This is a genomic window from Enterobacter asburiae (assembly GCF_007035645.1).
Taxonomy (GTDB): domain Bacteria; phylum Pseudomonadota; class Gammaproteobacteria; order Enterobacterales; family Enterobacteriaceae; genus Enterobacter; species Enterobacter asburiae_B.
Genome location: NZ_AP019632.1, coordinates 3,497,098 through 3,512,505 on the forward strand (window position 1 = coordinate 3,497,098; position 15,408 = coordinate 3,512,505).

Consider the following 15,408-nt stretch of genomic DNA (forward strand, 5'->3'; position numbering starts at 1 on the left):
TAAATATTTGAAGCAGATCATAAAATAAAAACTGCTGACTGTAATATATGCAGTCAGCAGTTTTCACTGGTCAGGGTTTAATGCTGAGGAGGAATAGGAAAGCCTTTTAGTGAAATAACGAAGTTATCACCGTCTTTCTTTATTTTTGCACCGGTATCACACCAGTCAGACGCAATACGAAAGAACTCATCGCTTCCAACATTCCAGCCAAGACGTACATGCTTCACGTAGCCTGAACGCAACAGATCGCAGGCCTCGTTGTAGTCACTGGCGGTTGACAGTTGTTGTTTCATTTTCTCTTCTTCAGAAGTTTACGTAGAGCCTTGATTTCTTTAGGAGTAAAAGGAGAAACACTCTCTTCTTCCGTATGCTGATTATCAATATCCTCTTCCGATACTCCCGCCTCTTCTACTGCTTCGAACGCCAGCAGCAGCAGTTTCTCTGTCGTCACGCTTAAATTCTCGTTATTGACTTCCGCATAATGGCGAAGTCTTTCTTTTAGCGCGTCATCAATCTTAACGTTTAATACCGCTGTAGCCATGTTTGTCACTTCCCTTCGGAATAAGTACTTTATTTAATACACGAACTTAACAATGTTATCCAGATATATATTTTTTTGAGTTATGGAACAAAATAACCGTCCGATTATAAAATGACAGTCTATTATTACAGGTTTATGACAATAATATTTCAGTGCAATGAAATATATATTACACGATACAGGCGTAGTTTTATTGTGGAGTAATGCTTTGAGGGAGAGATGAAGCTGAAGAATCTTACGAGGCCACAAATGGGTGGGGGCCCTGCCAGCTACATCCCGGCACACACGTCGTCTGCCCTGGCTGCTTCCTTCCGGACCTGACCTGGTGAACAGAGTAGCGTTGCGGGAGAACCAACAGAGCCCCCATTGAGAGCGTTGATAACCAACGCGCTGGCGCATTATCCCTGTGCTAAAGCCCAATTGCAAGCGACCAGCAACCGGATGCTGGTTTCTTGCGCAAACAGGCGCAGCAATCATGAAGATCTTCGTTTACCATAGCTTTCCAGAAACTCCCCACAGGTAAAGGTATGGACGAACACGACTCCTTTCCACAGCGCGTATGGCAAATCGTGGCCTCAATCCCGGAAGGCTACGTCACCACCTATGGTGATGTCGCGCGTCTGGCCGGTTCCCCGCGCGCGGCGCGACAGGTTGGAGGCGTCCTGAAACGGCTGCCGGAAGGCAGCACGCTGCCCTGGCATCGGGTGGTGAACCGTCATGGCGCCATTTCACTCACCGGGCCGGATCTTCAGCGTCAGCGTCAGGCGTTACTTTCAGAGGGTGTGCAGGTGTCAGGGTCGGGTCAGATCGATTTGCAGAAGTTTCGCTGGGTATATTGACCCCTCTCCCGGAGGAGAGGGGAAATGCAGAAATTACATCTGAGTCGGTGGAGTTGGCAGAGACGGCTGATTGGTCTGCGGTGCGACCGGCACTTCGGTCTGCTGCACCGGCACCAGGTTCAGGTCGATTTTTGTCCCACCGTTGTTGATCGCTTCCTGGACCGTATCGGTGATAAAGACCAGCTTGCCGTTGATGGTTACCGCTGCGCTCAGCAGGATACGGGCGTTAGGCTGCACGTCCGACGGGTTATACGGCAACACGAAGCTAAACGGCGCCTGCTTACCTTCAGTACGAACGGCGCGCTGGGCCACGACTTTCGACGGTGCGTCGGCCAGAGAAGCATCAGACAGCGTTACGGTTAGTACCGCATCCGGCGGCAACGCCACTTTCTGTTTAATCCAGATGGTACCGGAAACATTAGGCTGCTGAATGGATTGCTGCGAAAGGGTATTAATCCCGTTCGGGTCGGCTGCTGGTACTGGCACTTGGGCGCTTTTACCGGCACAGGCGGACAACGCCACCGCAATAGCTACACCACTTAGCATGGGCACGAGTTTCATTGAAGTCTCCTTATCAATGCACCAGCGGGATCGATCCCATCCGATGTCGTTTCAATCACATAACGTATTCAAGTGTGGCACAGATCACCGATTTATGCCTGAAAACGTGCCGATATTCAGATTATTCTACCCATCGGACCACTTTCATTTCTGCGTTATACTCTGCCTATCTTTCGCTACGGCGTTTATTGAGGACAACTATGAGTCAGGCACTGAACAATCTGCTGACATTACTGAATCTGGAAAAAATTGAGGAAGGACTCTTTCGCGGACAGAGCGAAGATCTCGGCTTACGCCAGGTCTTCGGGGGGCAAGTCGTTGGACAAGCTCTGTACGCAGCAAAGGAGACTGTCCCGGCAGACCGTCTGGTGCATTCGTTCCACAGCTACTTCTTACGCCCTGGCGATAGCGCAAAACCGATTGTGTATGACGTTGAAGTCCTGCGAGACGGCAACAGCTTCAGCGCACGCCGCGTAGCGGCCATTCAAAACGGCAAGCCGATCTTTTACATGACCGCCTCTTTCCAGGCGCCGGAACCCGGCTACGAACATCAAAAAGTGATGCCCCCGGCTCCGTCGCCCGACTCTTTAAAATCAGAGACGGATATCGCCCGCGCGCTGGCGCATCTGCTTCCGCCGCAGGTCAAAGAGAAGTTTCTCTGCGATAAGCCGCTGGAGATCCGCCCGGTTGAGTTCCACAACCCGATGAAAGGCCATACCGCCGAACCGAAGCGCCAGGTCTGGATCCGTGCCAACGGGACCGTGCCGGAAGATTTCCGCGTGCATCAGTATCTGCTCGGCTATGCGTCAGATTTCAACTTCCTGCCGGTGGCGCTGCAGCCGCACGGGGTTGGTTTCCTGGAAAAAGGGATGCAGGTCGCGACGATCGATCACTCCATGTGGTTCCACCGCCCGTTCAACATGAATGAGTGGCTGCTTTACAGCGTGGAGAGTACGTCAGCGTCGAGCGCGCGCGGGTTTGTGCGCGGGGAATTTTATACTCAGGACGGCGTGCTGGTCGCGTCTACGGTGCAGGAAGGGGTAATGCGTAATCGCGGGTGATTGTGTGCGGCCTGATGCCCTCACCCTGACCCTCTCCCACGGGGAGAGGGAATACACATTAAAAACGGCAACCGAAGTTGCCGTTTTGCTTTTGCCTTGTGCGGCCTGATGCCCTCACCCTGACCCTCTCCCACGGGGAGAGGGAATACACAATAAAAACGGCAACCTGGGTTGCCGTTTTGCTGTTTATCAGGCGTTATACGCATTCTCGCCGTGGCTGTTGACGTCCAGACCTTCGCGCTCCTGCTCTTCCGGTACGCGCAGACCCACCGTCATATCCGCCAGCTTATAGCCAATGAAGGCCACAACGGCAGACCAGACAACGGTGATAGCAATACTTTCCAGCTGCACCAGCACCTGATGAACCATGGTCACGCCTTCTGCGTAGCCCACGCCACCGAGCGATTTCGCGGCGAAGATACCGGTCATGATACAACCCACGATACCGCACACGCCGTGGACACCAAACACATCGCATGGGTCGTCAACGCGCAGCACACGTTTCAGTGCGGTCACGCCCCACAGACCCGCCAGACCGGACACCAGGCCGACAAGCAGCGCGCCACCCACTCCGACATAACCACACGCTGGCGTAATGCCAACCAGACCGGCAATGGCACCCGAGCAGGCACCCAGCAGAGAAGGTTTGCCGCGTACCGCCCACTCGCCAAACACCCAGGAGAGGATTGCACCCGCCGTCGCCACAACGGTGTTCACGAAGGCCAGCGCGGCGATTTCGTTTGCTGCACTTGCCGAGCCGGCGTTGAAGCCAAACCAGCCAAAGTAGAGGATAGCCGTACCGGTAAACACCATCGGCAGGTTGTGCGGTTTGAACGCTTCTTTACCGAAGCCCACGCGTTTGCCAATCAGGTAGGCACCCACCAGACCCGCTACCGCGGCGTTGATGTGTACAACGGTACCGCCCGCGAAGTCCAGCGCGCCGTGCGTTGCCAGCAGACCGCCACCCCAGACCATGTGCGCAATCGGCACATAGGAGAGCGTCATCCAGACCACCACGAAGATCAGCACGGCAGAGAAACGGATACGCTCGGCGAGCGCGCCCACAATCAGCCCGACGGTAATACAGGCGAAGGAGCCCTGGAACGCAACGTGGATGTACTGATAGAAACTGCCCATCAGCGCGGTCAGCTCAATATTTTTCAGCATCACCCAGTCGAAGTTACCAAAGAACGCGTTGCCCGTGCCGAACGCCAGCGAGTAACCGTAAACCACCCACAGCACGCAGACCAGTGCGAACGTCACGGCAACCTGCGTCAGCATGGAGAGAACGTTTTTGCCACGGATCAGGCCGCCGTAGAACAGCGCAATGCCCGGAATTGACATGAACAGCACCAGCGCGGTGCTGATCATCATAAAGGCGTTATCGGCTTTGTCGACCACCGCAGGGGTAGCAGCCAGCGCCAGGCCCGGCAGCAGAGCCAGCGAACCCAGACCCGTTTTAAGTGTTGCTATCTTCATTTTCTCGATCCCTATCACTGTGTGCCAGGCGTTATTTACAATGCCGCTTCGTCAGATTCGCCGGTACGGATGCGAATGACGCGCTGCAGTTCGGCAACGAAAATTTTGCCGTCGCCAATTTTGCCGGTATAGGCCGCTTTGCTAATGACATCAATGACTTCATCAAGCTGATCGTCAGCAATCGCGACATCAATTTTTACTTTTGGCAGAAAGTTAACGCTGTATTCCGCCCCGCGATAAAGCTCGGCATGACCCTTCTGACGACCAAAGCCTTTCACTTCGGTGACAGTCAGTCCCTGAATACCCATTGAAGACAACGCTTCACGCACGTCTTCGAGTTTGAATGGTTTGATTACAACCGTAACCAGCTTCATAGATCCCCTCCAGTCAGAATTCGGTAATGGCCGCAGCTTACGCAGAAGGTATTGCAAGGGGTGTGCCAGAAATGAAAACGAGGGGGAACGGCGGCGCACAGAGCATTACGCGGCCGTAATAAACAAACAGGTGAAAAAAAAACGCACCATGCCGGTGCAGGGTGCGTTTCAGTTTTGCACCAACAGGAATGACTGTTAGCGCGTCGCCTCATTTTGGTGCATCAGGCGCTAAGCGACTCTTCATCACGCACGCTGGCCGCCAGCTCTTCACCCGCCAGCTGCAGCTGGTACATCTGCCAGTAGCGCCCTTTGGCTTCCAGCAGTTCACGGTGCGTACCGCGTTCAACGGCCTGTCCGCGATGTAACACCAGAATGGTATCGGCATCGACGATGGTGGAAAGACGGTGGGCAATCACCACCAGCGTCGTATGGTCGCGTACGGCGGCCAGCGCCTGCTGAATGGCCTGTTCGGTGCCGGAGTCAATACTGGCCGTGGCTTCATCCAGAATCAGTATCTGCGGCGTTTCAATCAGCACCCGCGCCAGCGCCAGGAGCTGCTTTTGCCCGACGGAGAGATTGTTCCCCTGCTCGCCCAGTTTGGTATTGATCCCATCGCTAAACCCGCGCGCCAGCTCTGCCAGCTGCACTTTTTCCAGCACGTCCCAGACCTGCTCCTGGGAGTAGTCTCGCCCCAGGGTCACGTTGGCGTAGAAGGTATCGGCCAGTACGACCGGATCCTGCTGCACCATCGCGACGCCTTTACGCAACACGGTGTGGCTGAGAGACGCGAGCGGGCGCCCATCGAGGCGGATTTCGCCGTGCGTGACCGGGTAATAGCCCATCAACAGGCTGGCAAGCGTGCTCTTACCGCTGCCGGTATGCCCTACCAGCGCCACGAAACCGCGCGACGGAACGTCAAGCGTGATGTCCTGCAGCACCAGCCGGTCTTCGCGATAGGCAAACGAGACGTTATCAAAGGCGATAGTCCCGCTTTGCAGAGGACGCTCGTCATTGCCGTAGGCCTGGCGCGGCCTGTCCATCAGCTCAAACACGCGCTCACCGGCAACTACCGCCTGTTGCAGCATCGATTGCTGGGTGGTGAGCTCGATCAACGGCTCGTTAAGACGCCCGAGATAGCTGATAAAGGCGTACAGCACGCCCACTTCAATCGTACCGTTTGAGCTCAGCCCGAAGAGCATCAGCAGCCCGCAAAGCACCAGCGCCGAGAAAAGGCTCAGCAGCGGACGCAGCAGGAAACCATCAAGCCGCAGCGTCTGCATACGCGCCATGTAGTGCGAACGGCTGGCTTCCCCCATGCGTTCGCCAAAGCGCGCCTGCTGGCGGAACTGCTGGATGACGCTCATGCCGTTGATCACTTCGTTGAAGCCATCGTTAATGTCGGCCAGATACGCGCGCACCCGACGCACAATCGGCGTGCTGTAGCGCTGGTAAATGACCATGACAATCAGCACCGCCGGGAAGATAGTGATCGCCACCAGCGCCATGCGCCAGTCGAGGCTGAACATCGCCACCAGCATCGCGCCAATCAGCGCCGCGCTGCGTAACACCGTCGCGACCACGGTAACGTACAGATCGCGGATTACCTCGGTATCGTTGGTCACGCGCGAAATCACCTGCCCGACCGGCTGGATATCAAACTCGCTGAGCGGCTGGCGAAGCGCCGCGTCCATCACATCCGTACGCAGCTGCTGAACAACGCCCACGGCAGCACGGTTAAACAGCAGCGACTGCGCATAGTGCAGCCCTGCCGCCGCCAGCTGCAGGCCAACGTAGGCCACGCCTAAGCCCGCCACCAGCCCCAGCGGAAGGTGGCTTTTGGCAACCATGTTGTCGATAAAATAGCTGATGAGCAGCGGACCGCTCACTTCAGCAATCGCCGCAATCCAGAGTAGAAGCACGGCCACGGAGAGCGGTTTACGCCACGGCGAGCCGTAGGCCAGCAGACGCTTGAGCGTCGGCCACATCGTTCCGAGCTTACGCATTGGCGGCCTCCTCATCCTGCTCCGGCGCATCATCCAGCGCCGCCTCAAGCTGTTGATAGCGGTACATATCGCGATACCAGCCCGGCTGCTCGGCAAGGGTTTCATGCTGCCCGCGCTGGGCAATGTGCCCGTGCTGTAAGACCACAATTTCGCTGGCTTCGGTGAGCGCCGACAAGCGGTGGGCGCTGATAATCACCGTGCGTCCGTCGCCCCACTGGCGCAGGTTATGCAGAATTTGATGCTCGGTACGGCCGTCCACGGCGGAAAGCGCATCATCCAGGATCAGAATTTCAGCATTCAGCAGCAGCGCGCGGGCAATCGAGATACGCTGCTTTTGCCCGCCGGACAGCATGACGCCGCGTTCCCCGACTTCCGTTTCGTACCCCTGCGGCAGACGCAAAATATCATCATGAACGCTGGCCAGACGCGCCACATGTTCAATTTCTTCCTGCGTCGCCCCGGGGCGTCCCAGGGCAATGTTGTTCGCCACGGTGTCCGAAAATAAAAACGGCGTCTGGCTGACGACCGCCAGGCGACCGCGCCACTCGTCCAGCAGCAGTCTGGTCAGGGGAATATCGTGGAAGCGGATATCGCCCTCGGTGACGTCAAAGTGGCGCTGAAGCAGAGAGAGCACGGTACTTTTGCCGGATCCCGTAGGGCCGCAGATCCCCAGCATCTGGCCCGGCTGAAGCGTAAAGCTAACGTTCTCCAGCACCGGATGCTCCGTATGCGGATAGACAAACTTGCGGACGTCGACGGTCATGACGCCGCGCCCTTCCGGTACGGCCTCGCTACCGTCGATGACCACCGGCGCTTCGGCCAGCATGGCGCGAATGCGGCTGTAGGCAGCGCTGCCGCGCTCCACGATGTTAAACATCCAGGCCAGCGCCAGCATCGGCCAGATCATGAGCCCCAGATACATCGCAAAGCTGGTCAATTGCCCCAGGGTAAGCGTGCCCTGCACCACCATCCAGCTTCCGCCGCCAATCGCCAGCATATTTGCCATGCCGATTGCGATATAAATCGTCGGGTCAAAACGGGCGTCGATACGCGCGACGCGCATGTTTTTCGCCCCCGTGTCTGCCGCATCGGCGGCAAACAGCGCAGACTGACGGTCTTCCAGGCCAAACGCTTTGATCATGCGGATGCTGGTCATGCTCTCCTGGGTGCGATCGTTCAGCGACGAAAACGCCGCCTGCGCCAGCTTAAAGCGCTCGTGCAGCTGTTCGCCATAGCGATTGATCGCCAGCGCCATGATCGGCATCGGCAGCAGGGCGAGCAGGGTCAGCTGCCAGCTGATCTGCGTGGACATAACGATCAGCACCGCACAGCCCATCACCAGCGAGTCCACCAGCGTCAGCACTCCTTCCCCGGCGGCAAAGACCACGCGATCGACGTCGTTCGTCGCGCGGGCGATGAGATCCCCGGTGCGATGACGAAGATAAAATTCGGGATGCTGTCGGCTCAGCTGGCGGTAAAAATCTTCACGCAGCTCAACGGCCAGCTGATAGGACGCACCAAACAGCAGCACGCGCCAGACGTAGCGCAGCAGATAAACAATGACCGCCGTCAGCACCAGCGTGCCGACCCACATCAACACCCGTGCGGTGGTGTAATGCTGTTCGGTGACGCCATCCACGACGTACCCCACCACTTTCGGCGGGATCAGCTGCAGGATGGCAATAATAATAAGCAGGGCGACTGCACCGAGGTAGCGTTGCCACTCCCGACGAAAGTACCAGCTTAGTTGGGCAAATAATCGCACGCGGTTTGTTCCTGAAGGTATTTTACGAATTTATTCAATGGGTAATGCTGTGGTGTATTTAATCTGTTCCATGGCAAAGCTTGAGGTGACGTCCGACAAACCCGGAACGCTGTTCACCAGCCGCTTGTAGAAATCATCATAGCGCTTCATGTCGGCCACCTGGACGCGCATCAGGTAATCATACTCTCCGGCCATACGCCAGAAACCGAGCACCTCGGGCATCTCAGACACCTGAGTGACGAAGCGGCAATACCACTCGCTGCTGTGATGCTGGGTTTTTATCAGCACAAATGCCGTCAGCCCAAGCCCCAGTTTTTCGGGATCTAACAACGCGACGCGCCCCAGAAGAATGCCGTCATCTTCCAGCTTCTTAAGCCGCTTCCAGCACGGGGTGGTGGTCAGATTAACGGCATCTGCCAGCGCCTGCAAAGAGAGGGTACAGTCATTTTGCAGCAATGAAAGGAGCTTGCGGTCAATTTTATCTAGCATACCCACCTCACAGAGAAAATTTTTCTCTCTTCATTCTATTTTAAAGGCCAGATAGCAACAATTTTTTCTGTGCTTTTCGCTATCCTAGGCACAAAATGACAAACGGATAACGATGATGAATAGCACCTGGGTTAAACATGCGATCAGCGAAATCAATGCCGACTATCAGCGCTCGGCGGATACGCACCTGATTCGCCTTTCCCTGCCGGGATTTGACGGCATTCAGCTCTATCTGAAAGATGAAAGCACCCATCCCACCGGTAGCCTGAAGCATCGCCTGGCGCGCTCGCTGTTTTTATACGGTTTATGTAACGGCTGGATTAAAGAAGGCACCACTATTATTGAATCTTCGTCCGGTTCAACGGCGGTGTCCGAAGCCTATTTCGCCCGCCTGCTGGGCCTGCCGTTTATCGCGGTGATGCCGTCCTGCACCGCAAAACGCAAAATCGAACAGATCGAATTTTACGGCGGACGCTGCCACTTTGTGGAAAGCGCCTGCGAAATCTACGCCGCCTCCGAAATGCTGGCCCGTGAGCTGAACGGTCACTATATGGACCAGTTCACCTTCGCCGAGCGCGCGACCGACTGGCGCGGCAATAACAACATTGCCGACAGTATTTTCCGCCAGATGACCCACGAACCGCATCCGGTTCCGTCCTGTATCGTCATGAGCGCCGGTACCGGCGGCACGTCAGCCACGATTGGACGCTACATCCGCTGTCAGGGATACGATACCCAACTGATGGTGGTTGACCCGCAGAACTCCGTGTTCCTCGACTACTGGCAAAACCGCAATGCGGAGCTGCGCAGCCCGGTGGGCAGTAAAATTGAAGGGATTGGCCGCCCGCGCGTGGAGCCCTCTTTCATCCCCGACGTCGTGGATGAGATGATGCGCGTGCCGGATGCCGCAAGCGTGGCAACGGCGCACTGGCTGGAAACGCAGCTGGGGCGCAAAGTGGGCGCATCGACGGGCACAAATATGTGGGGCGCACTGCAGCTTGCCGCCCGTATGCGCGAAGAGGGCCGTACCGGTTCCATCGTCACGCTGCTGTGCGACAGCGGCGAACGCTACCTTGAAACTTACTACAACGCGGAGTGGGTGCAGGCCAACATCGGCGATATCGCTCCGTGGAAAGCGCAGATTGCAGACCTGGTGAAATAAAAAAAGCCAGACCGAAGTCTGGCTTGCTGGAAGGGTCTCACTATTCGGGGGAATACGGGAGATTGTTGTTGTCCAGCCAATGCGTCAAAAAATGGGACACTGCTTCATTGCGGCAGTGGCCAATAACCGCCAGATGGGGAAGTTCTGCTTTCAGCTGCGCCATCGCATTCCCCATGATCAGACCGCGACCAACGCTACCCAGCATTTCGCGGTCGTTCATGGCGTCACCAAACGCCATACACTCCTGCAGCGTTAAGCCCAGGTGGTCGCTGAGTACCGCCAGAGCGGAGCCTTTGTTACAGCCCACCGGCAGAACTTCCAGACAATCCACCGCCGAGAAAGTAAGGTGCGCCCGGTCGCCCAGCGCCTCATTCAGCTGAATCCGTAAGCGACACAGATCGTCATGATCGCCGCAGAAGCAGATCTTGGTTACCGCATGAGCGGGGATCCGACGCAGATCGATAAGCTGATATTTGAAACCGCTGTATACATGCGCGTGCAGCAGTTCAGGAATTTCACGTCCGGTAAACCAGCCCCGATCGTTAAAGACGTGGATACTGGCCTGCGTGTCCCAGGTGCTGTGCAGCACGATGTCCGCCACTTCCGGGTTGAGATCCTGCCGGTGCAGCACATCGCCTTCTACGGTGTGAATTCGCGTCCCGTTGCCGGTAATTAGAAAGGCGTCGAGGGAAAACGCGCCCAGCAAATGGCGCATCTCCAGCACATGGCGGCCAGTTGCAAACGTCAGGGTGACATCACGCTCGCGCAGGCGCTTCAGCGTGTTCAGGGTTTTTTCCCCTAAACGGTGATCCGGCATTAACAGCGTACCGTCCATATCAAATGCAGCGAGCCGAGCCATGATTACTCCCGAAATGTGATGCGGTTAACTTGTGCAACAGTATCGTGTGAGATATACGGAAGTAATAGTGAATAGATGAAAATTATTGTTCCGGGTTTCTTATGCGCCAGCTCAATCGACTCAACCGGTATCACCGCCTCTGGCAGCCTTCGCAGGGTGCAACGCAACAGGTCACCATCAGCGAGCTGGCCGCCCGCTGTTTTTGTAGCGAGCGGCATGTCCGAACCCTGCTGCGCCAGGCCCAGGAGGCGGGCTGGCTCAGCTGGCGAGCGCAGTCTGGCCGCGGTAAGCGCGGTGAGCTCACGTTCCATGTCGCCCCGGAGTCACTGCGCAATGCGATGATGGAAGAAGCGCTGAAAAGCGGGCAGCAGCATAACGCGCTGGAACTGGCCCAGCTTGCCCCTGAAGCGCTGCGGTCATTACTGCATCCTTTTTTGGGCGGGCAGTGGCAAAACGACACGCCGACGCTGCGCATCCCCTACTATCGCTCGCTGGAACCGCTTCAGCCGGGTTTTTTACCGGGCCGGGCGGAGCAGCATCTGGCGGGAGAGGTGTTCTCAGGCCTGACGCGTTTTAACGGTAACAGCAGTGAACCTACGGGCGATCTGGCGCATCACTGGGATGTCTCTGCTGACGGCCTGCGCTGGCATTTCTACATTCGCTCCACCCTGCACTGGCATAACGGCGATAAAATAGAAACGGCGCAACTCCAGCGAAGTCTGACAGCGCTGTTGACGCTTCCCGCCCTGCGCACTCTGTTTCAGAGCGTCTTATGTATTGAAACAACGCATCCACAGTGTCTGACGTTTACGCTGCATCAACCGGACTACTGGCTGCCGCACAGGCTGGCAACCTACTGCAGCCGTCTGGCGCATCCCGACCATCCTGCGGTTGGCAGTGGCCCGTTTCGGCTGGCCGCCTTTGAGCCCGACCTGGTTCGTCTGGAAAGCCATGAGCAGTATCACCTGAGCCATCCGCTGCTCAAAGCCATCGAATACTGGATCACTCCCCAGCTTTTTGATTACAGCCTGGGCACCAGCTGTCGTCACCCGGTGCAAATCGCGATCGGCGAGGCCGACGAGCTGGAAAGTCTGCGGCTGGTAAGCAGCAGCACCAGCCTGGGGTTCTGTTACCTCACGCTAAAACAGAGCGCGCGCCTGAGTGAGATTCAGGCAAAGCGGCTTATCAATATCATTCATCTCTCCAGGCTTCTCCACACACTTCCGCTAAACGAAGGGCTCATCACGCCCACCCAGGAACTGCTTCCCGGCTGGACCATCCCCGAATGGCCTGATTTATCGGACGTCACCCTCCCTGAAGCGTTGACGCTGGTTTACCATCTCCCTGTTGAGCTTCACACCATGGCCAGCCAGTTGAAGGCATACCTGGCGCTACAGGGGTGTGAACTGACCGTCATCTTTCACGACGCCAAGACGTGGGACGGATGCCTGGAGCTTGCCGATGCAGACATCATGATGGGGGACAGGCTGATTGGCGAAGCGCCGGAATATACGCTTGAACAGTGGCTGCGCTGCGATGCCCTCTGGCCGCACGTTCTTAGCGCACCGGCTTACGCCCATCTGCAAGCCACGCTGGATGCGGTACAGACTCAGGCCGAGGCTCGGGATAGACGCGCGGGACTGCAAGCCATCTTTAACCGGTTAATGGAGAGTGCGGTGCTGACGCCACTCTTTAATTATCAATACCAAATCAGTGCTCCGCCTGGCGTGAATGGTATACGCCTCAACACCCGCGGCTGGTTTGACTTTACCGAAGCCTGGCTGCCCGCGCCCAAATCGTGAAGAAGCTGGTCGCCGTCGTGGTCAGACGGTAACATAACGTTTTTACCGTAACAGTCGAGATGATTTATGAAACGTGCCGTCGTCGTGTTCAGCGGAGGACAAGACTCTACTACCTGCCTGGTCCAGGCCCTTCATCAGTACGATGAAGTTCACTGTGTCACTTTCGATTATGGTCAGCGTCATCGCGCTGAAATCGACGTTGCCCGTGAACTAGCCCTGAAACTGGGCGCACGCGCTCACAAGGTGCTGGACGTTACGCTGTTAAATGAACTGGCCGTGAGCAGCCTCACCCGCGACAGTATTCCTGTGCCAGACTATGAACCCGATGCCAGCGGCATTCCAAATACCTTCGTGCCGGGCCGTAATATCCTGTTCCTGACTCTGACGGCGATCTACGCCTACCAGGTAAAAGCCGAAGCGGTGATCACGGGCGTGTGCGAGACCGACTTCTCCGGCTACCCGGACTGTCGTGATGAGTTCGTAAAAGCGTTAAACCACGCCGTCAATCTGGGGATGGCGAAAGAGACGCGCTTTGAAACTCCGCTCATGTGGCTGGATAAAGCCGAAACCTGGGCGCTGGCGGACTACTGGGGCAAGCTGGACCTTGTTCGCAGCGAAACGCTTACCTGCTATAACGGTATCAAAGGCGACGGTTGCGGCCAGTGCGCGGCCTGTAATCTGCGCGCTAACGGGCTGAACCACTATCTTGCCGATAAATCCGGCGTGATGGCCGCGATGCAGAAAAAGACTGGTCTTAAATAGGGCTACTTGACCGTGCTGTCGAACAGTTTCACACCGGCAGCACGGGTGACTTTCATCAGCGTTGTCAGCGTTGGGTTGCCGTTATCTGATAGGGTTCGGTATAGCTGCTGACGGGACAGACCTGCTTTGGCAGAAATTTCTCCAATACCGCCTCGCGCTTCAATGACCTGACGGAGTGCAATGAGATAGGCGGGGATCCCCTGGTCTTCATAGCTCTCTTCCAGGGCTGTTTGCAAATAACGCTGAGCGTAGGAAGGATTCTCTCGCAGCATTTTCACAACAGCATCATGGTGGCTAACGGAACTCGAATATTTTCGTTCAGTGGCGCTCATAGGAATGTCCTTTTGTTTGATGATCTATCCAGTAATCTATTGCCAGTTTGATATCCGCTTTTTGGCTCTTTTTGTCACCACCGATCAGTAACAATAAAACCTGCCGATTCTCTACTGAAAAATAGATTCTGTAGCCGGGGCCACTGTCGACTCGCATCTCCCAAACACCTTCCCTGAGATACCTGTAATCGCCAAAATTACGTTTTATCGCGCGGTTAATCCGCATAAGGATCCGGAAAACCATATCCGGATCCCTTCGATTCATTCTGGCTACCCACTCCTCAAACGGTACTTTCCCGTCACGGGTCCGGTAGCGTTCAACGACATAGTCCCTGTCCATTATTCTATCCCTGAAAAATCCTTTTGTCTTTTATAAGAGACAACCTTTCTAAGCGATCATCACCTCCAGCTTTTCCCGCAATTCCCCTTCCAGCGGCAGCGCTTTCTGCGTTTTCAGATCGATACAGACGAACGTGATCAACGCATCTGCGACCACCTGCCCTTCTGGATCGAGCGTCACCACCTGGCTTAAGACCCCGCTTTTGCCATTGATCTGTTGCACCTGGCTGGTGACCGTGAGCACATCACCCAGCACGGCTGGACGGCGGTAGTTGATGTTGATATTGACGACCACAAACGCGATGTTGTGCGCGGTCAGCCACTGAAAGCTTTCGCTGTTTTCCAGCCCGTCCCAGCGCGCTTCTTCAAGAAACTCAAGATAGCGAGCATTGTTCACATGCTGATAAACGTCGAGATGAAAACCGCGTACTTTGATTTTTGTCTGCATAGCGCAATAGCCTTTACTGTTATTGTAGGAAGAGAGGTCATAACTGGTATGACCTCTTTATCCTGGCAAAATTTTGCCGCAGTGCAAGAAATTGCGTAATTACAGCGTCAGGTGTGAGAGGTTGCGCTCAACCAGCGCGCTGCCCATGCCCGGCACCTGCTTGAGATCGTCGACCGTTTTGAAAGGACCATACTCTTCGCGGTAGCTGACGATGGCCTGCGCTTTTTTCAGGCCCACGCCGTTCAACGCACGGGCGAGATCTTCCGCTGAGGCCGAATTGATACTGACCCGCGTACCGTCATCATCCGCATTTTTACCAGCGTCTGTCGCTTTGGTTTGCCCCTGCACCGGCGCTGCCGCGTCGGCCTTGCTCTGCGTAGCCTGTGCTTTGGCAGCAGGCGTCGCCGCCAGCGCGCCCGCGCTCATCCCGGTGGTGGCAATAGCCAGCGTAATTAACAGTGCTTTGATTCCACATTTCATGCTGTTATCTCCTTGTTTGTTGACAGCCACGTCACGATAGCCGCCAGTTAAAACCGGCACAAACAGCAGATTGCAGAAATGGAAAAGGCCGCGAAAGCGGCCTTTAGTTTTT

General features: G+C 56.0%; 18 protein-coding genes and 1 other RNA gene. 5 read left to right on the forward strand and 14 right to left on the reverse strand.

From position 1 onward, the window contains the following. Positions 1-77: 77 nt before the first annotated feature. The 3 genes from FOY96_RS16745 to ffs all read right to left on the reverse strand — a co-directional run bounded on the left by FOY96_RS16745 (position 78) and on the right by ffs (position 898). The gene (locus FOY96_RS16745; RefSeq protein WP_023310588.1) at positions 78-293 is read right to left on the reverse strand and encodes a hypothetical protein; all 216 of its coding nucleotides are present in this window, start codon (positions 291-293) and stop codon (positions 78-80) included. Beyond that, entirely contained in the window at positions 290-541 is a 252-nt protein-coding gene (locus tag FOY96_RS16750) for a hypothetical protein (RefSeq protein WP_023310587.1), read from the reverse strand. The genes FOY96_RS16745 and FOY96_RS16750 overlap by 4 nt, the downstream gene beginning before the upstream one ends. A gap of 260 nt (positions 542-801) precedes the next feature. Beyond that, positions 802-898, reverse strand: an RNA gene (gene ffs, locus FOY96_RS16755) — signal recognition particle sRNA small type. Positions 899-1,068: 170 nt separating this feature from the next. On the opposite strand from ffs, the gene FOY96_RS16760 reads away from it, so the two are divergent. After that, positions 1,069-1,380, forward strand: a complete 312-nt coding sequence (locus FOY96_RS16760) for an MGMT family protein (RefSeq protein WP_029741631.1) — start codon at positions 1,069-1,071, stop codon at positions 1,378-1,380. A gap of 33 nt (positions 1,381-1,413) precedes the next feature. Here the strand turns inward: FOY96_RS16760 and FOY96_RS16765 are convergent, their stop codons facing one another. Further along, positions 1,414-1,941 (reverse strand): YbaY family lipoprotein, encoded by a 528-nt coding sequence (locus FOY96_RS16765; RefSeq protein WP_008503301.1) that lies wholly within the window; start codon positions 1,939-1,941, stop codon positions 1,414-1,416. Between the two features lie 200 nt (positions 1,942-2,141). On the opposite strand from FOY96_RS16765, the gene tesB reads away from it, so the two are divergent. Next, positions 2,142-3,002 carry an acyl-CoA thioesterase II gene (gene tesB / locus FOY96_RS16770; protein ID WP_023334719.1) on the forward strand — a complete coding sequence of 287 codons (861 nt, stop codon included), beginning with the start codon at positions 2,142-2,144 and terminating at the stop codon, positions 3,000-3,002. A gap of 189 nt (positions 3,003-3,191) precedes the next feature. Here tesB and amtB read toward each other — a convergent pair whose 3' ends face one another. From amtB to FOY96_RS16800, 5 genes are all read right to left on the reverse strand, one after another. After that, entirely contained in the window at positions 3,192-4,481 is a 1,290-nt protein-coding gene (gene amtB, locus FOY96_RS16775) for an ammonium transporter AmtB (protein WP_023310584.1), read from the reverse strand. A 35-nt stretch (positions 4,482-4,516) separates the two neighbouring features. Next, positions 4,517-4,855: a P-II family nitrogen regulator gene (gene glnK / locus FOY96_RS16780; protein WP_008503304.1), complete on the reverse strand. Its 339-nt coding sequence runs from the start codon at positions 4,853-4,855 to the stop codon at positions 4,517-4,519. 221 nt (positions 4,856-5,076) lie between these two features. Continuing rightward, positions 5,077-6,858 (reverse strand): SmdB family multidrug efflux ABC transporter permease/ATP-binding protein, encoded by a 1,782-nt coding sequence (locus FOY96_RS16790; protein WP_143347464.1) that lies wholly within the window; start codon positions 6,856-6,858, stop codon positions 5,077-5,079. Beyond that, positions 6,851-8,623, reverse strand: coding sequence for a SmdA family multidrug ABC transporter permease/ATP-binding protein (locus FOY96_RS16795; protein WP_033144778.1), 1,773 nt, complete (start codon positions 8,621-8,623; stop codon positions 6,851-6,853). Before FOY96_RS16795 ends, FOY96_RS16790 begins: the two co-directional genes overlap by 8 nt. A gap of 30 nt (positions 8,624-8,653) precedes the next feature. Beyond that, positions 8,654-9,112 carry an Lrp/AsnC family transcriptional regulator gene (locus FOY96_RS16800; protein ID WP_023310581.1) on the reverse strand — a complete coding sequence of 153 codons (459 nt, stop codon included), beginning with the start codon at positions 9,110-9,112 and terminating at the stop codon, positions 8,654-8,656. A gap of 112 nt (positions 9,113-9,224) precedes the next feature. Between FOY96_RS16800 and FOY96_RS16805 the strand changes: the two genes are divergently transcribed. Next, a complete protein-coding gene (locus FOY96_RS16805) occupies positions 9,225-10,274 on the forward strand; it encodes a PLP-dependent cysteine synthase family protein (RefSeq protein ID WP_221177595.1) in 1,050 nt (349 codons plus the stop codon). Between the two features lie 40 nt (positions 10,275-10,314). On the opposite strand, the gene cof is transcribed toward FOY96_RS16805, so the two are convergent. Continuing rightward, positions 10,315-11,133 carry an HMP-PP phosphatase gene (gene cof, locus FOY96_RS16810; protein ID WP_143347465.1) on the reverse strand — a complete coding sequence of 273 codons (819 nt, stop codon included), beginning with the start codon at positions 11,131-11,133 and terminating at the stop codon, positions 10,315-10,317. Positions 11,134-11,234: 101 nt separating this feature from the next. Here cof and FOY96_RS16815 point away from each other — a divergent pair, with 101 nt between their 5' ends. Next, positions 11,235-12,935: an SgrR family transcriptional regulator gene (locus tag FOY96_RS16815; protein WP_143347466.1), complete on the forward strand. Its 1,701-nt coding sequence runs from the start codon at positions 11,235-11,237 to the stop codon at positions 12,933-12,935. Positions 12,936-13,001: 66 nt separating this feature from the next. Next, positions 13,002-13,697 (forward strand): 7-cyano-7-deazaguanine synthase QueC, encoded by a 696-nt coding sequence (queC, locus tag FOY96_RS16820; RefSeq protein WP_023310577.1) that lies wholly within the window; start codon positions 13,002-13,004, stop codon positions 13,695-13,697. A gap of 2 nt (positions 13,698-13,699) precedes the next feature. Here the strand turns inward: queC and FOY96_RS16825 are convergent, their stop codons facing one another. The 4 genes from FOY96_RS16825 to FOY96_RS16840 all read right to left on the reverse strand — a co-directional run bounded on the left by FOY96_RS16825 (position 13,700) and on the right by FOY96_RS16840 (position 15,296). Beyond that, a complete protein-coding gene (locus tag FOY96_RS16825; RefSeq protein ID WP_143347467.1) occupies positions 13,700-14,029 on the reverse strand; it encodes an addiction module antidote protein in 330 nt (109 codons plus the stop codon). Further along, positions 14,016-14,369 (reverse strand): type II toxin-antitoxin system RelE/ParE family toxin, encoded by a 354-nt coding sequence (locus FOY96_RS16830; RefSeq protein ID WP_143347468.1) that lies wholly within the window; start codon positions 14,367-14,369, stop codon positions 14,016-14,018. The genes FOY96_RS16825 and FOY96_RS16830 overlap by 14 nt, the downstream gene beginning before the upstream one ends. 48 nt (positions 14,370-14,417) lie before the next feature. Then, positions 14,418-14,816, reverse strand: a complete 399-nt coding sequence (locus FOY96_RS16835; RefSeq protein WP_143347469.1) for a YbgC/FadM family acyl-CoA thioesterase — start codon at positions 14,814-14,816, stop codon at positions 14,418-14,420. Between the two features lie 99 nt (positions 14,817-14,915). Beyond that, complete coding sequence (locus tag FOY96_RS16840) at positions 14,916-15,296, reverse strand: helix-hairpin-helix domain-containing protein (protein WP_064673450.1); 381 nt, start codon at positions 15,294-15,296, stop codon at positions 14,916-14,918. Positions 15,297-15,408: the final 112 nt, after the last annotated feature.

Coding starts and splice junctions, on each gene's coding strand:
- queC (WP_023310577.1), top strand. CDS start 13,002: ATGAAACGTGCCGTCGTCGTGTTCAGCGGAGGACAAGACTCTACTACC.
- glnK (WP_008503304.1), bottom strand. CDS start 4,855: ATGAAGCTGGTTACGGTTGTAATCAAACCATTCAAACTCGAAGACGTG.
- FOY96_RS16835 (WP_143347469.1), bottom strand. CDS start 14,816: ATGCAGACAAAAATCAAAGTACGCGGTTTTCATCTCGACGTTTATCAG.
- FOY96_RS16830 (WP_143347468.1), bottom strand. CDS start 14,369: ATGGACAGGGACTATGTCGTTGAACGCTACCGGACCCGTGACGGGAAA.
- FOY96_RS16815 (WP_143347466.1), top strand. CDS start 11,235: ATGCGCCAGCTCAATCGACTCAACCGGTATCACCGCCTCTGGCAGCCT.
- FOY96_RS16825 (WP_143347467.1), bottom strand. CDS start 14,029: ATGAGCGCCACTGAACGAAAATATTCGAGTTCCGTTAGCCACCATGAT.
- FOY96_RS16840 (WP_064673450.1), bottom strand. CDS start 15,296: ATGAAATGTGGAATCAAAGCACTGTTAATTACGCTGGCTATTGCCACC.
- tesB (WP_023334719.1), top strand. CDS start 2,142: ATGAGTCAGGCACTGAACAATCTGCTGACATTACTGAATCTGGAAAAA.
- FOY96_RS16805 (WP_221177595.1), top strand. CDS start 9,225: ATGATGAATAGCACCTGGGTTAAACATGCGATCAGCGAAATCAATGCC.
- FOY96_RS16750 (WP_023310587.1), bottom strand. CDS start 541: ATGGCTACAGCGGTATTAAACGTTAAGATTGATGACGCGCTAAAAGAA.
- FOY96_RS16760 (WP_029741631.1), top strand. CDS start 1,069: ATGGACGAACACGACTCCTTTCCACAGCGCGTATGGCAAATCGTGGCC.
- FOY96_RS16800 (WP_023310581.1), bottom strand. CDS start 9,112: ATGCTAGATAAAATTGACCGCAAGCTCCTTTCATTGCTGCAAAATGAC.
- FOY96_RS16765 (WP_008503301.1), bottom strand. CDS start 1,941: ATGAAACTCGTGCCCATGCTAAGTGGTGTAGCTATTGCGGTGGCGTTG.
- cof (WP_143347465.1), bottom strand. CDS start 11,133: ATGGCTCGGCTCGCTGCATTTGATATGGACGGTACGCTGTTAATGCCG.
- FOY96_RS16790 (WP_143347464.1), bottom strand. CDS start 6,858: ATGCGTAAGCTCGGAACGATGTGGCCGACGCTCAAGCGTCTGCTGGCC.
- FOY96_RS16745 (WP_023310588.1), bottom strand. CDS start 293: ATGAAACAACAACTGTCAACCGCCAGTGACTACAACGAGGCCTGCGAT.
- amtB (WP_023310584.1), bottom strand. CDS start 4,481: ATGAAGATAGCAACACTTAAAACGGGTCTGGGTTCGCTGGCTCTGCTG.